Source organism: Bacillus sp. XB1, assembly GCF_053557995.1.
Genome location: NZ_JBNRIL010000001.1, coordinates 2,207,221 through 2,221,964, shown reverse-complemented (window position 1 = coordinate 2,221,964; position 14,744 = coordinate 2,207,221). Strand labels below are relative to the sequence as shown.

The following is a 14,744-nucleotide window of genomic DNA, read 5'->3' as shown; positions in this document are numbered from 1 at the left end:
TACGGGCAGTTAATGCGGGATAAAGTGAAACTTTAATTGGCGGGGAATTCCTCGCTGATTATTGGCTCGATACAATATAGATTTGGCGTTAAAACTATTGAATGTTTTTATTGACGATAAATAATGTAAGCGTTATCATTGAGGTGTTAACAGTACATATAAAGGGGAGAATGTATATGTTAGTTCAAACTATATTCGGAATGGATAAGTCTAAAAAATTAGGGGATTATGTGAACGCATTACAAGCGCTTTGTGAACAATATAATGTTGAAACAGATAAAATTGCGATTATTGAGGCTACAGAGGAATACTATTTATTTTTAGTAAAGCAAGAAGAGCACTATGATGTTGTCAAGGTAGAAACAGTTGATACGAATATTGAATATTATACGAAGGCTTATAAAATAAGCAGTTTTAATCATACTGCGTATCAAATGTAAAAAAACTCCCTTTTGGGAGTTTTTTTTAGGAGGCTTTTACTTCGTGAGATTCGGTTACTAATGGAACTTTTTTCGTACCGCTTAACTTAGCCATTGCAAGACCAATAAGAGCTCCTACTAATGCTGGTATTAGCCAGCCGATTCCTTCATTATATAAAGGGATAAATTCAAAATATGGTGTGATAAATGAAACTGAAATACCACCTTGTTTTAATCCATCAAATACGCTCACTACAGCTGCTCCAATTAAAGCACCTACATAAACAGAGCGATATCCACCGAAGTATTTATGAAGTAATGATAGTAGTACGAGTACAATCGCAATTGGATACACAACAAGTAGAATTGGAACAGAGATTGCGATAATTTTCGTTAAACCTAAGTTGGCAACTAGTAATCCTAATGCGCAAATGATACTCGCGAACGTTTTGTATGAAAATGTAGTCAATAATGTTGAAAAATATTGGCTGCACGCAGATACGAGTCCAACGCATGTCGTTAAACAAGCGAGTGTAACGATAAGAGATAATAGGAGCAAACCGTATGGACCGAATAATTGTTGTACGATAACAGTAAGTAGCTGTCCGCCATTTTTTGCATATCCGAGCGAGACGCTAGTTGCCCCAAGCCAGCCGAGTGCACCGTATACAAGTACGAGCCCTGTAGCGGCAATAAGCCCTGCTTTTGCTGTGGCGATGGCAATGGACTTACGATCATTCACACCTTTAGAGCGAATTGCATTTACAACGATAATTCCGAATGCAAGTGCTGAAATAGTGTCCATTGTTAAGTAGCCTTCCATAAAGCCTTTGAAGATTGGAGAAGTTTGATACTCTTGCATTGCTGGTCCTGATTGCCCAAGTGGTGTAAATACACTTTTAACAAACAATAAGAAAATAGAGAGTAATAAAATAGGTGTTAATACATTTCCAATACGATCAACAAGTTTAGATGGATTCAAACTCAGCCAAAATACGATAGTAAAGAAGATGATTGTATATACAAATAGCACTAGGCTGCTAGAGCGGATTGTTTCTGGTAAGAAAGAACTAACCCCCATTTCATAAGCGACATTTGCAACACGTGGGATGCCCATAGATGGACCGATAGCAATGTATACAATTACTGTAAAGAAAATTCCGAATAATGGATGAACATGACTTGCAAGTTGCTGCATTCCATTTCCAGATAGAGAAATTGCGATAACAGTTAGTAGTGGTAAGCCAACTCCTGTTAGTAAAAATCCAATCATTGCTGGCCAAAAGTTTTCACCTGCATTTTGGCCAAGCATGGGAGGGAAAATTAAATTACCTGCCCCAAAAAATAAAGAAAATAGCATAAGACCCGTGAAAAAAATATGTTTTTTTGATACAGTGTTCATTGTTTTTCCTCCTTTTTTATTCATTTGTAAGAACACAAAAAACTCGTCCCTAAAGAAAGGGACGAGTTATATTTACCCGCGATACCACCCTAATTTACACATGTAGAAATAAATCTATATGTATACGGCTTTGCAACGTACAACATGATACGTGTTCCTTGTAACGGGGGACGGCCGGTAAGAACTTACTGTAACATTCGGTTCTACTTCTCGGAGATGATTTTCGGTTACGCGCTGAACGTTGGCTTTCAGCAAATCGCCAACTCTCTGGGGAACAGTTCTATAACGTACTCGTTCTCGTCAATGAATTTTTATTCAAGTATTCTGACAGTATTGTTGCATGTTTTTTTTAGAAAGTCAATATGTTTTTTGAAAGATATATTTATATACGGAAATATCGAAAGTGATATTCGTTGTTGTAAAGGAAATGATGAATTGTAAAATGGTAGTGAAAATTTGCGGAGAATTGTAAATTTTATAGAGAAAATTGATATTTATAGGAGTGAAGAAGGGATTGTTTGAATTTATAGAGAATAATACAACAATCCACTTGCTGGAAAGAACAAACCAAAAGAGGTGACTGAAATGCTTGCGATGGGAGTATTATTTGGCATTATTGCTATAATTGGTTTTATGTGGTTATATTATTCGCGTTCGTTTAAACAAGCAGAAGTTTTACTCTTTCAAAAAGGTAGTTTGTTGACAAATCAGTCTAGATATTTAGTATGTCCGAAGTGTGGAAGTGCACAGGCCAGAAGTGGAGGATATCAAGAGTGTTGCAAAATTAGATTATGAAAGAAAGGAAGCCTCACATTATTTTGTGAGGCTTCCTTCCTTACAACTTCATGGCGCTCCAAATTGTCCATCGATCTCTTTCAATAATAGGAGAGACGTTTTGTAATGCGGTCTGTATATGTTGTAGAAGTTGAGAAAGTTCATCATCTGTTAACTCATATAGAATAGATCGACCTGTTCGAGGAGATAAATCTTGCAATAATGCTTCTACAGAATCATGTATTTTTCGTATTTCCCATTGTGTTTGTGCGGGAAGTACATGAAGAGAATGTTTTTGTAATTCTGTCTGTATAGTGTTGGTTTTTGGACGTCTTTTTGACTCTATTTCAATAAGTTTTGGAAATAGAGAGAAAAAATATCCGCGAATGTGTTCGGGACTTCCTGGAATTGTACAATCTTCAATTGTTCGATCTTGTAAAATAAGTAAACCGTTTTTATTTAATATACGAGAAGCTTCACGTAAAAATGTAGGAATGTCTTGTAAATGATGAATAACTGCACGCGAAATAACTATGTCGAATGTTTCATTAGGGTATGGGATATTATGTGCATCACCGTGGATGAATGAAATGTTTGAAAAGTTGTTACAATTTTCTTTTGCAGCTTGTAATATTTCTTTTGAAAAATCAAGTCCCACAACATTTTTGGCTCCCATAAGAGCGAGTTCTTTCGTATAAATCCCACCACCACAGCCGATATCAATTATTTGCTTGTTTTGTATTTCTGTAATGTTTTTTACCATTTCAGCCCAAGAAATATGAGCGTTTCTTGTTGCATATGTGTACTTATTATTTTCATCATGAAAATTAATGGACATGATAAAGACCTCCTTTCAATGATTAGTATAGCGTATTTAATAGGATGTCACGTTTTTGTTTTGTGTATGAAGATTATAAGGATTTCTTATCGTAAGAGGAGGATTAATTTGAAAGGGAAATATGTATTGGTGTTGTTGTTTGTTATGTTACTAGCAGCTTGTGGTCAAGTTGAGCCGAAAAAAGAAACAAAAAAAGTAGAAGAGACGGTGAATGAAGTGAAAGAAACAATAGGGGTAACCGTTATACAAAAAAAACATAAAGAGAAAAAGTTGCAGGAATCAGAAGCGAAGTTAGTAATAGACATTTTGAATAAAGCTGAGAAACAAGAAATAACAGGAAGCTTCGGTGAACCTGAATATGAAATACAAATTAGTAGAGATGGGAAAAAAGAAACTTATTATGCATGGTTAAGGGGAGAAGATAGACGAGGATGGGTGCAATATAAGAAAGCTATGTATATGTTGAATGAAAAAGATACGGAAAAGCTTTTGGATATATTTCCAAATGTCTCAGAACAAAAAGAAGATGAGATGCAGGTAAGCCCTTTAACGGAAGTAACAAAAAAAGATTTGCAGATTACCGCGTTTCATATTAAAACAGGCGATCAAAACGTGAATTATACGGTACGGTATACGATTTCACAATCACTATACAATAAGTTAGTGAAGGAGCAAGAATATTATTTGCAACTCAATTTTCCAGAAAAAGTTCAAAAATTAATTGGAGCAAAAGAGAGTGAAATGATTTTAGGTGAAAAAGTAAAGGAAGGGTATAAGCAATATGAATTACATGCTACTGTTCCGATAAAAAGCGCTTCAGAATCACAATTAAAATCATTAGAAACATATTACGAAAATTATGATTTGAAAATATTAAACAGTGAAAAAGAAAAAATAGGTGTGTTTCAAAATATAATTCAGATTGTTAAAGATTATGGTGAAAAAATGAATTTTCAAAGATAAAGTGAGACTTTAATTAGCCCTTACGGATTGGAATGAATGTAAACTCGTCAAATCTATATGACCTTTCCTAGGAAATGATAATAGAGAGGGGAAAGCACCCCTCTCTATTACTTTGCTTTTGTAGATGGCTCATTCATTGATTTTCGTGTAATAAGAAAAGAAATCATAAGAGCGGAAAGGATGACAAGGGCAATAAATACGTGATTGGGCAACAAATCTAATAATAATACGTAACTAACGGTATAAAAAATAAGAGTTGAAGCTAAAAACGATAGAGCACCTATTATAAGAGATTGTAAATTCATTTGTGTACACCTCCTTTTATTTATATTTTTGGCTGAAAATGGATTATATAAACATTATTTCTAACAATAGAAAAAAATATGTCATAATAGAGAAAAGAACAAGCTTTGATGAATGATATGATTCATTAATGAGAGATAAAGGAGAGGAATATGAAAAATAATAAAAAAGGATTATGGGGAATTATTGTTGCGATAGGTCTATTTTTACTGTCTAAGTTAAAGTGGGTATTTGCAATTTTTAAATTAGCAAAGTTTTCAACGGTATTTAGTATGTTTCTATCGCTTGGCGCATACGCAGTTCTATATGGTTGGAAATTTGGAGTGGCGCTCATTTATTTGTTGTTTGTTCATGAAATGGGCCATTTATGGGCTGCGAAAAGAAAGGGGATCCCAACATCGCCAGCAATCTTTATTCCATTTATGGGGGCCCTTATTGGAATGAAAGAGATGCCGAAAAATGCGAAAGATGAAGCTTACATTGCCTATATGGGTCCGTTTTTCGGACTTTTGTCATTTTTACCAGCGATACCGCTTTATATAATGACGAAAGAGCCATTTTGGGCGCTTGTTATTTTGCTTGGAAGTATGATTAATTTCTTTAATTTAATTCCCGTTTCGCCGCTAGATGGTGGGCGAATTATTTCAGTTGTCAGTACTAAAATTTGGGGAGCAGGCCTTATTTTATTACTTGGCTATTCAATTTACTTTAAAAGTATTTTGGGAGGATTTATTGTTATTATCGGTTGTATGGAGTTATATAGAGTAATAAAGAGAGATGAGCCGATTAAGGAATTAGGGCATAAAATTGATGGGATGAAAGAATATGTTACTAGGCTTGAAGAGGAATTAAAAGAAACGGGTGCTGTACATCGGACTATATACGTGATGCATCATGAGATGAATGCATTAAGACAAAGAGAACGGGAAAAAGAGTTACAAATAGGTGAACTTCAAAAAATGGAAGTGTTAGAGTATCTTTTACCGAAGTTCGAACCGTTAGATTATGTTCCATATGAAGATGAAAAAGATGAGTATACAATTCACATAAGGGAAGCATTTGAAGCGTCAGAAAGAAAATTAAATGAATGGAAAACAGAAAAGGAACAACAAGAAAACTATTATAAAGTGGATGCGAAAACGAAATGGACAGTATTTGCTTGTTATATCGGATTAATGGCTATACTCGGTTACACAGCTTATGAAGGATATATTGTTTTACAAGAACATTTGCCAACGAGAAATGTATAGAAAAATATTGTCGAAATGATAGGAAGAATTTATACAGGAATTATATTTCTACGAGAGAAAGTTACAAGTATAGTCATACATTGTAATATTTTTAGTAGAGAAGGAGTTCTGTATATGAAGAAATTGTTAAGTGTATTCGGGATTATTATCGTGATGATCATTGCAAGCTATAGTCTTATGAAAGTGCTGTTACATTATGCGAATAAGCCTGCTGAGGTAAATACAATAGCTCAAATAGAAGATGTGCAAGAAGAGACAAAAGTGCTAAATTTTATTCGAATGACACATGAAAGCTATAATAATTTCTTAAATTACGGTAAAGCAGAGAATTATACAGACGGGGATTGGAATCAATTTAAGCAATGGTTTCAACAGCAAGAACAATCTTTAAAAAATATACACATGGAAATAAAGAATGAAAAAATAAAACGCGATGTAAATAGAAGCTATGAAATTGTAAAAAAAGGTGTGGAACTTCAAAATATTGAGTATGTAGTGTATGCCCACCGTGTATATCATGACTTGGATATTATCGTAAATAAATATAGAGGTGAAACGAATATCTGGGGATATACGGAGTTTGGCGATGGGAAAGATATAAAAGTAATTGAACAAGCTATACAAACAAAATAATAAGCTAGCTAGAATTCTAGTTAGCTTATTTTCTTTTGTAAATACAATGTTCATATATTATTCACAAAAACACCGTGTTAATAGTGATTAAAATCACAATCTGCATTATAAGATTCAGTTAAACTAAAAACAGTTAAGGAAATAGAGGAGTGGGATACAATGTTAAGTGCAAAAACAATTGAAATCGTAAAGTCAACAGTACCATTATTACAAGAAAAAGGCGTTGAAATTACAACGAGATTTTACGAAATTTTATTTTCGGAACATCCGGAGTTATTGAATATTTTCAACCATACAAATCAGAAAAAGGGAAGACAACAACAAGCGTTAGCGAATGCTGTTTATGCAGCTGCAACGTACATTGATAATTTAGAAGCTATTATTCCAGTTGTAAAACAAATTGGTCATAAGCATAGAAGTTTAGGTATTAAAGCAGAGCATTACCCGATTGTAGGTACATGTTTACTACGTGCCATTAAAGAGGTCGCAGGTGCACCTGATGAAGTTTTAAATGCATGGGGAGAAGCATATGGTGTCATTGCTGATGCATTCATTAGCATTGAAGCAGAGATGTATGAAGAAGCTGCACATAAAGAAGGTGGATGGAAAGACTTCCGCAACTTTGTGATTGTTAAAAAAGTGAAGGAAAGCGATGTTATTACGTCATTTTATTTGAAACCTGAAGATGGAGGGAAAGTTTCTTCATTCATCCCAGGTCAATATGTAACGGTTCAAATCAATATTGAAGGTGAGACATATACACATAATCGTCAATATAGTTTATCCGATGCTCCTGGGAAAGAATATTATCGTATTAGTGTAAAAAAAGAAAAAGGTGTAGATACACCAGACGGTAAAGTGTCTAATTACTTACATGAACATGTAAAAGAAGGAGATGTTTTACCAGTAAGTGCACCAGCGGGAGATTTCGTGTTAAATATGGATTCAACATTACCAGTTGTACTAATTAGTGGTGGAGTAGGGATTACACCGATGATGAGTATGTTAAATACGTTAATTGAGCAAGATTCAAAACGTAATGTATATTTTGTTCATGCAGCAATAAATAGTAATACACATGCAATGAAAGAAGACGTTAAGGCAGTAGAAAATGAATATGAACAAGTTAAAGCATATACTTGTTATTCTGCACCGACTGAAAAAGATTTAGAAATGAAGAACTTTGATAAAGAAGGTTTCATTGAAAGTGAATGGTTAAAAACTATTATTCCGACAACTGAAGCAGAGTTTTATTTCTGTGGTCCAGTAGCATTTATGAAGCATATAAATGCTGCACTAACTGATTTAGGTGTGAAACAAGAGCATATTCATTATGAATTTTTCGGCCCAGCAACAAGCTTACAATAAGCAAAAAAACGAGGTATTTATTTTACCTCGTTTTTTATTTGTTCTCGTAATAAACGGTTTACTGTTTCACGACGTATACCTATCAGTTGACCAATTTCGGTTTGTGTTAATATTTCATATATAGGAATGTCACCTAAATATAGGGTGAACCATTCTTGTAAACGATGAAGACGTTCTTTCGGAGAGACGGTTGTCAATTGATCAATTCGTTGTTGCATCATTCTTAATTTAGATTGCAATTGCATAGCGATGTTAGCATACGATTCGGGATTTGCTTGAAGTCTCTCGTACCATTCACTACTAGTAATCGGTTCCACTTCTGTTTTTATTAAAGCGATAGCTGTACCGTGATATTCTTTCGGTGAAATTAAAGAATGATGAGGTATCGTTTCACCTGGAACGATAATGTTGAATAAAAATGGTGTTCCGTCTTCTTCTAGCCGAACTACTTTTAATAAGCCTGTTTTTATAAAGTATAAAGGACCGTCCTCGCCTTGACGGAATAGTACATCTCCTTTGTGTAGAATCAATGTTAGCCCCCCATTAATATGTTTCTATTTCTTCTATTTTAGCGTATATGTATATAGACAATATGCTATTTCAACAGCAATTTCATTGACGAAATGTATGCTATTACAGTAGTATACTATTTAGTGTGTAATAGTACTAGCAATGAATACGCTGTAGGGGGTTTAGTATATTGTTAGATGCGATGAGAATGACGGATATGAGAATTCCGGCGAATGCTATCATTCATGTAGAAGAGATGAAAGGTGGAGTCGTTTTATCCGTTGAAGTAGACGGCCAAATTATTTATACGATGGCTTATGATGAAGAAACAGATAGCTATGCTGAATTATATGATCGAAACGATAAGAGGGCGTGCCAAGTACATGAAGACTTCATGGGGTGGTCACTTCTTCATTAAAAAAGATGTCAATATGACATCTTTTTTTATTAAATCGATAGAATATACAAAGAAATGAAATATAAGGATAAAATTTGTAATAATTGATTTTGCATTGTTAGCACTCTGTAACTGCAAGTGAACTATTTTTTCGCTATCATAAAGATAACAGTCGCAGTTATAGGAGTGGTCAACTTGAAGAAAGTACATATTTCAAATTATATGTTATTATGTGTTTGTTTAATTTTATTTGTTCTCCTCGGAGGATTTTTATATTCATGTGTATAAGAAAAACGCATTCTAAAAAGAATACGTTATAAAAGGGAAATAATGATTAATCTAGTTCCAAGAATAATCAACGTAATACGTAATAAATTAATTACGGCGTTGCCACTTAGTTTTGTATTAATGTAAGCCCCGATTTTTCCGCCAATCCATGCACCCGGAATCAGGATTAATGCATAAATCCAGCTGACATTTCCAAGTGAGATGTGAGTTGCAGAACTTACAATTGCTGATAGAAATACGATGAACATTGAAGTTGCTACTGCAATATGTGCTGGGAATGCAAAAAGAAGCATCATTGCTGGAACAAGTAAGGCACCGCCACCAATTCCAAATAATCCAGATATAAACCCAACTATAAAGGCGATAAAGATAGCAAGAAACGGTGGGAATTGGTAGTGTACAGTATTTCCATCATTATCTGTAAAAGAACGCTTAATTACAGACGTATTTGAGAGGGAAAGAGGTTTTAATTTGTCTCGAAGCATAAGTAGAATTGAGACGAATATAAGGAAAATCCCAAAGTATAAAGAAAATGTGTCTTGGTTTAAAAATTTATTTGCCCATGATCCGATAATACCACCAGGGCCGCTTCCGATAAATAAAATAAGTCCACTTTTATAATCTACTCGCTTATGCTTCATGTAAGTAAGGGTGGAAGATAGTCCTGTGAAAACGACTGTTACCATGGAAGTCCCTACTGCAAGTTGTGGTGATAAACTGTGTAATCCAATTAATAACGGAACAATAATAATTCCGCCTCCAAGCCCAACTAGGCTGCCGACTGTTCCGGCGATTAGTCCGATGAAAAGTAACATGATGTATTCCAAAATTGCCAACTCCTCTAAATAACTTATCCACCAATTATTATACACGCTTTTTAATGAGAAATAGGCTTGTTCACAAAAAAGTCGTCTTCCTAGAAAAATAAGGAAGACGACTTTTGATTAGAAAACAAAATGTAATAGGTAGTAAAACAGAGCAGCTAAAGAAGCTGAAATAGGAAGTGTAATAACCCATGTAATTAACATACGTTTTGCAGTTCCCCATTTTACCCCTTTCACACGGTGAGAAGCACCAACCCCTAAAATAGAAGAAGAGATAACGTGCGTCGTACTAACCGGTAAGTGAATGAATGTTGCACCGAAAATAACAAGTGATGATGATAAATCGGCAGCTACACCATTTACAGGACGAATTTTCATAATTTGTCCACCGACAGTTTTAATAATTTTCCATCCGCCGACAGAAGTACCAAGCCCCATTGCGATAGCACAAGATAATTGTACCCAGAACGGGATATCGCTAGAAGTATGATAGTTATTAGCCATAAGTGCCATCGTAATGATTCCCATTGCTTTTTGTGCATCATTCGTACCGTGTGTGTAGGCTTGTAATGCTGCAGTGAAAATCTGGAATATACGGAAGTTCTTATTCGTTTTTGTTAAGTTAAAGTTTTTAAATACTACTTTAAAAATACTGTATACGGTATAACCAATAACGAAAGCGATAATCGGTGAAATGATTAAAGCTTCAATAATTTTAATAAATCCTTTAAGATTTAGCGAGCTAATCCCAGCGGCCGCAATTGCTGCACCTGCGATTGAGCCGATAATTGCATGCGAAGAACTACTTGGAATACCGTAGTACCAAGTAATTAAGTTCCAAGCTATCGCCGCAAGCAAAGCAGCTAAAATTACAAGAGAACCATTTTGTAAGGCGAATGGATCAACGATATCTTTTGTAATCGTTTTTGCTACACCTGTAAATGTCATTGCGCCCAAAAAGTTCATAATAGCCGCCATAATAATGGCATGTCTAGGCTTTAGAGCTTTCGTTGAAACAGCCGTTGCAATAGCGTTTGCTGTATCGTGAAATCCATTGATAAAGTCAAAAGCTAAAGCGCAAATGACTACTAAAACGGTCAGTATCAAGAGTGTATCCATGATCAAACTCCTTACGCGTTCTTCATAATAATTGTTTCTAATACGTTTGCAACGCTTTGACAGCTATCAGCTACTTCTTCAAGCTCTTCGTAAATCTCTTTAAATTGAATAATCTTAATCGGATCTTTTTCACGAGAGAATAAGTTCTTAATCGCATGACGGCGAATATCATCACACTGTGATTCATAATCCTTAATCTTAATCGCATTTGTACGAATGTCGACTAATTTTTTGTTAGACATTAATTCAACAGAGTTTGCAATCTCAATCGCACATTGATTAATTGCTTCTACGAATTTAATCATGTATTCATCAGCTTCTGTAATAGAATACATTTCGAACAGACCAGCACTGTGATCTAATCCGTCTAATACATCATCCATACTCATTGCAAGTTGTAGGATGTCCTCACGCTCAATCGGAGTGATAAACGCTTTGTTTAACTCCATAATGATTTCGTGAATAAATGAGTCACCTTTTGACTCATACTCTTTCATGCGCATAGAAAACTCTTTTAAATCGCTAGCATTTTTAATTTTATACTCCACGAAAAACTGCGCGCCTTCTTTTAAATTTTCGGAAACATTCATTAACATTTCAGAAAATTTATCTTTTTTTGATTTAAAGACCATTATTGTTACCCCCACAAAAGTAATATATGTAAAATATATTGGCTAATCAATTCTAACAAAAAACTGTCGTTTTTTAAAACATTTTATCGAAAAGTTTACAAAAACTTAACATAACTCTCGTTGTTCTATTAATAATATTAATATCCAATAGTGAATATCTTACTTGTAGAATGTCCTTTTCTTGCAAAAAGTATGAATGTAAAAGAAAAGCTTTACACTATAGGAATGACTACGTTATTATAATAAATTTAAAAGGCGGTATATTCTTCCTTTTAAAAAGAAGAGTGTAAATAAATGAAGGAAGTGAACGAATGAAATTGAAGAACACTCATTTTAAAAAAATGCTTGAGTGGTTCAATAAGAGGAAGAAACTTCGTAATTCATTAATTGTATTGGGAAGTGTATTCGTTACTCTATTTATTGCTGTAAATATAATTATTTCCATTCAAGACATATCTGAACTAAAACAAGCTGTTCCACAACCGACTTTAATTTATGATGCAAATAATGAGGTCGCAACTAAATTAGCTTCTTCGAAAACAGAAGGCGTTAAAAGAAAAGATATTCCTGATATTATGGTTCAGGCAATTGTTGCAGTAGAAGATAAGGAATTTTTTAACCATCATGGTATTTATTATAGTGGAATTATAAGTGCGGTTTTTAAAAATATTACAGCAGGAGAAGTTGTAGCTGGGGGAAGTACAATTACACAGCAGCTTGCGAAGAATGTATTTCTGACACAAGATCGTACATTTTCTCGTAAAATAAAGGAATACTTTTTAACAAAAAAAATAGAACGTACTTATACAAAAGATGAAATTATTGAAATGTATATGAATCAAATTTATTTTGGGGAAGGTGCTTGGGGTATAAAAAGGGCAGCAAAATCTTATTTTGATAAAGATGTAAAAGATTTAACAATTTCAGAAGCTGCAACGATTGCAGGCTTAATTAAAGCACCATCTGCATATTCACCTTATAAAAACTTTAACAAGTCAATTGAAAGACGTAATGTCGTATTAAGCTTAATGAAAGAGCAAGGGTATATTTCTGACGAACAGTATAATAAAGAAAAAGAGAGTGGTCTTGTATTAAAACGTGGTGTGGATGATAAATACAAGGGAAAATATTCTCAATATGTAGACTATATTGTTAGAGAAGCGATGGACAAATACGAATTAACACAAAATGAAATTTTAGCAGGTGGTTATCGTATTTATACTGAGCTTGATCCGAAAAAACAACAGGCTGTAGAAGATGTTGTGAATAATGATAGCTATTTCAAAGATAGTGGCTCAGATCAACTGATGCAAACAGGTGTAGTCCTTATAAATCCCAAAACAGGCGGTGTTCCAGCTTTAGTTGGGGGTAGAGGACCATATCAGTTTTTACAATTTAATCATGCTACGCAATTAAAAAGACAGCCAGGTTCAACATTAAAGCCTCTAGCTGTATATGTACCCGCTTTAGAACAAGGGTATGAAGTATACGATATATTAAAGGATGAACCATTTCATATTAAAGAATATGAACCGAAAAATAGTGATCAGGCTTTTCATGGTAATGTGACAATGTATGAAGCGGTAGCAAAGTCGTATAATGTTTCCGCTGTGTGGCTATTAGAACAAATAGGATTAGATAAAGGATTGAAATCTTTAGAGCGATTTGGTATTCCATTAGTACCAGAAGACCGTACGTATCCAATTGCTTTAGGTGGGATGCATGTAGGGACATCACCATTTGTAATGGCCCAAGCATATAGTACATTTGCTAATGATGGGGTTCAAGTAGAGGCTCATGCAATTAGAGAAGTTCAAAATGCTGAAGGGGAAATAATAGGGAAATGGTATAAGAAAGAGACACGAGTGACGAGTGAGAAAATTGCTCAAAAGATGACGTATTTATTAAAAGGTGTTGTAGAAAAGGGAACAGGTGGAAAAGCGAAAGTTACTAATGTTGATACAGCAGGAAAGACAGGGACTACTCAACTTGTAAATGGCCCGAGCGTAGGGGCAAAGGACTCGTGGTTTGTAGGATACACACCAGATTTAGTAGGTGCGATTTGGGTAGGATATGACAAAACAGATAGCGAGCATTATGTTCCAGGTGGTAGTCAAATTACAACGACGATGTTCCGGGATATCATGAAAAAAGCAAATGCAAACCCAGCTCAAAAAGCGTTCCAATTATCGTTAATATCTGAGGCGGACTATAAAAAACAATTGCAAACAATTGAAGAAGAAAAGCGAAGAAAAGAAGAAGAAAAGAAAAGGCAAGAAGAAGAACAACAAAGGAAAAAAGAACAGCAAGAGTGGTTTAATAAAGTGAAAGAGTGGATTCCATCATTATGGTAAAAAAAGAGGCGAATTTCGTTATTCGCCTCTTTTTCATGTGAAAAATAAAGTGTGCTCATAATTTGTGAGGTAAATGCTACTATTCATTAAGAGTAATGTTCGTACTACCAAAGGAGTGGGAATCGTATGTGATGATTATTGTTCCTTTACTAATCGGTTCGTATGGTAATTCTTCTTCATAACTACCATTATTTTCATTATGGATAGACAGCGTGATTTCATCAATTCCTTTATTGGTATATTGATCTTTAATCGTTTCAGCAATTTGAAGTAGAGTTTCGTAACTAGGAGCTTCCGTAATAAGCATTCCTTTTATAACTTTTTTTTCATTATTTGTGGAATTGGAATAAAGGATGTTGTTTTGTTTCGTATACAAAAGTGTGTATGGAACTGTTTTTCTCTCTGCTTTTGAAATAGTGGAATATTTTAGAGTTAAAAAAAATCCTACACATAAAATAATGCATATCATAAGAGCAATCCAAATGCGTATCGGTGACATAACTCTCATTTTTCATCCCTCTTTCATATCTTTGACTTCATTATTTATCATACAAAATGAGGATTAAGATAGAGTAAATTTGAGGTAAAGAAACGTAAAGAAGGAGCACTTATCCTCCCAAACAAGTGCTCCATTTTATTAAAAGAGAGATTTAATAGACAATCAAAATCA

Annotated in this window: 16 protein-coding genes and 1 other annotated feature; of the genes, 8 read left to right on the top strand and 8 right to left on the bottom strand. The window is 34.3% G+C overall.

The window, feature by feature from the left end:
- Window positions 1-101 precede the first annotated feature (101 nt).
- Entirely contained in the window at window positions 102-440 is a 339-nt protein-coding gene (locus tag ACK1U5_RS11315; protein WP_002061028.1) for a DUF3922 domain-containing protein, read from the top strand.
- Between the two features lie 25 nt (window positions 441-465).
- On the opposite strand, the gene brnQ3 is transcribed toward ACK1U5_RS11315, so the two are convergent.
- Window positions 466-1,821 carry a branched-chain amino acid transport system II carrier protein BrnQ3 gene (gene brnQ3, locus ACK1U5_RS11310; protein ID WP_001099143.1) on the bottom strand — a complete coding sequence of 452 codons (1,356 nt, stop codon included), beginning with the start codon at window positions 1,819-1,821 and terminating at the stop codon, window positions 466-468.
- Between the two features lie 54 nt (window positions 1,822-1,875).
- Window positions 1,876-2,134: a binding site (T-box leader), on the bottom strand.
- A 272-nt stretch (window positions 2,135-2,406) separates the two neighbouring features.
- On the opposite strand from brnQ3, the gene ACK1U5_RS11305 reads away from it, so the two are divergent.
- Window positions 2,407-2,616, top strand: coding sequence for a hypothetical protein (locus ACK1U5_RS11305; RefSeq protein WP_000880630.1), 210 nt, complete (start codon window positions 2,407-2,409; stop codon window positions 2,614-2,616).
- Between the two features lie 40 nt (window positions 2,617-2,656).
- Here ACK1U5_RS11305 and ACK1U5_RS11300 read toward each other — a convergent pair whose 3' ends face one another.
- On the bottom strand, window positions 2,657-3,433 hold the full coding sequence (locus tag ACK1U5_RS11300) for a class I SAM-dependent methyltransferase (RefSeq protein WP_000026279.1): 777 nt from the start codon (window positions 3,431-3,433) through the stop codon (window positions 2,657-2,659).
- A 108-nt stretch (window positions 3,434-3,541) separates the two neighbouring features.
- On the opposite strand from ACK1U5_RS11300, the gene ACK1U5_RS11295 reads away from it, so the two are divergent.
- Window positions 3,542-4,396 carry a hypothetical protein gene (locus tag ACK1U5_RS11295; RefSeq protein WP_000677063.1) on the top strand — a complete coding sequence of 285 codons (855 nt, stop codon included), beginning with the start codon at window positions 3,542-3,544 and terminating at the stop codon, window positions 4,394-4,396.
- 107 nt (window positions 4,397-4,503) lie between these two features.
- Here ACK1U5_RS11295 and ACK1U5_RS11290 read toward each other — a convergent pair whose 3' ends face one another.
- Complete coding sequence (locus ACK1U5_RS11290; protein ID WP_001053357.1) at window positions 4,504-4,701, bottom strand: hypothetical protein; 198 nt, start codon at window positions 4,699-4,701, stop codon at window positions 4,504-4,506.
- A 150-nt stretch (window positions 4,702-4,851) separates the two neighbouring features.
- Here ACK1U5_RS11290 and ACK1U5_RS11285 point away from each other — a divergent pair, with 150 nt between their 5' ends.
- The 3 genes from ACK1U5_RS11285 to hmpA all read left to right on the top strand — a co-directional run bounded on the left by ACK1U5_RS11285 (window position 4,852) and on the right by hmpA (window position 7,950).
- Window positions 4,852-5,949, top strand: a complete 1,098-nt coding sequence (locus tag ACK1U5_RS11285) for a site-2 protease family protein (RefSeq protein WP_000794488.1) — start codon at window positions 4,852-4,854, stop codon at window positions 5,947-5,949.
- 114 nt (window positions 5,950-6,063) lie between these two features.
- A complete protein-coding gene (locus ACK1U5_RS11280; protein WP_000735525.1) occupies window positions 6,064-6,582 on the top strand; it encodes a hypothetical protein in 519 nt (172 codons plus the stop codon).
- 159 nt (window positions 6,583-6,741) lie between these two features.
- Complete coding sequence (gene hmpA / locus ACK1U5_RS11275; protein WP_000947320.1) at window positions 6,742-7,950, top strand: NO-inducible flavohemoprotein; 1,209 nt, start codon at window positions 6,742-6,744, stop codon at window positions 7,948-7,950.
- A gap of 17 nt (window positions 7,951-7,967) precedes the next feature.
- On the opposite strand, the gene ACK1U5_RS11270 is transcribed toward hmpA, so the two are convergent.
- Window positions 7,968-8,480: a Crp/Fnr family transcriptional regulator gene (locus ACK1U5_RS11270; RefSeq protein ID WP_000600585.1), complete on the bottom strand. Its 513-nt coding sequence runs from the start codon at window positions 8,478-8,480 to the stop codon at window positions 7,968-7,970.
- 170 nt (window positions 8,481-8,650) lie between these two features.
- On the opposite strand from ACK1U5_RS11270, the gene ACK1U5_RS11265 reads away from it, so the two are divergent.
- The gene (locus ACK1U5_RS11265) at window positions 8,651-8,878 is read left to right on the top strand and encodes a hypothetical protein (protein ID WP_000883009.1); all 228 of its coding nucleotides are present in this window, start codon (window positions 8,651-8,653) and stop codon (window positions 8,876-8,878) included.
- A 293-nt stretch (window positions 8,879-9,171) separates the two neighbouring features.
- On the opposite strand, the gene ACK1U5_RS11260 is transcribed toward ACK1U5_RS11265, so the two are convergent.
- The 3 genes from ACK1U5_RS11260 to ACK1U5_RS11250 all read right to left on the bottom strand — a co-directional run bounded on the left by ACK1U5_RS11260 (window position 9,172) and on the right by ACK1U5_RS11250 (window position 11,720).
- On the bottom strand, window positions 9,172-9,972 hold the full coding sequence (locus ACK1U5_RS11260) for a sulfite exporter TauE/SafE family protein (protein WP_000455762.1): 801 nt from the start codon (window positions 9,970-9,972) through the stop codon (window positions 9,172-9,174).
- Window positions 9,973-10,089: 117 nt separating this feature from the next.
- On the bottom strand, window positions 10,090-11,088 hold the full coding sequence (locus ACK1U5_RS11255; RefSeq protein WP_000380273.1) for an inorganic phosphate transporter: 999 nt from the start codon (window positions 11,086-11,088) through the stop codon (window positions 10,090-10,092).
- 11 nt (window positions 11,089-11,099) lie between these two features.
- Complete coding sequence (locus ACK1U5_RS11250) at window positions 11,100-11,720, bottom strand: DUF47 domain-containing protein (RefSeq protein WP_000231449.1); 621 nt, start codon at window positions 11,718-11,720, stop codon at window positions 11,100-11,102.
- A gap of 311 nt (window positions 11,721-12,031) precedes the next feature.
- On the opposite strand from ACK1U5_RS11250, the gene ACK1U5_RS11245 reads away from it, so the two are divergent.
- Entirely contained in the window at window positions 12,032-14,074 is a 2,043-nt protein-coding gene (locus ACK1U5_RS11245; RefSeq protein ID WP_000769234.1) for a transglycosylase domain-containing protein, read from the top strand.
- 79 nt (window positions 14,075-14,153) lie between these two features.
- Here ACK1U5_RS11245 and ACK1U5_RS11240 read toward each other — a convergent pair whose 3' ends face one another.
- On the bottom strand, window positions 14,154-14,582 hold the full coding sequence (locus ACK1U5_RS11240; protein WP_050964634.1) for a hypothetical protein: 429 nt from the start codon (window positions 14,580-14,582) through the stop codon (window positions 14,154-14,156).
- Window positions 14,583-14,744: the final 162 nt, after the last annotated feature.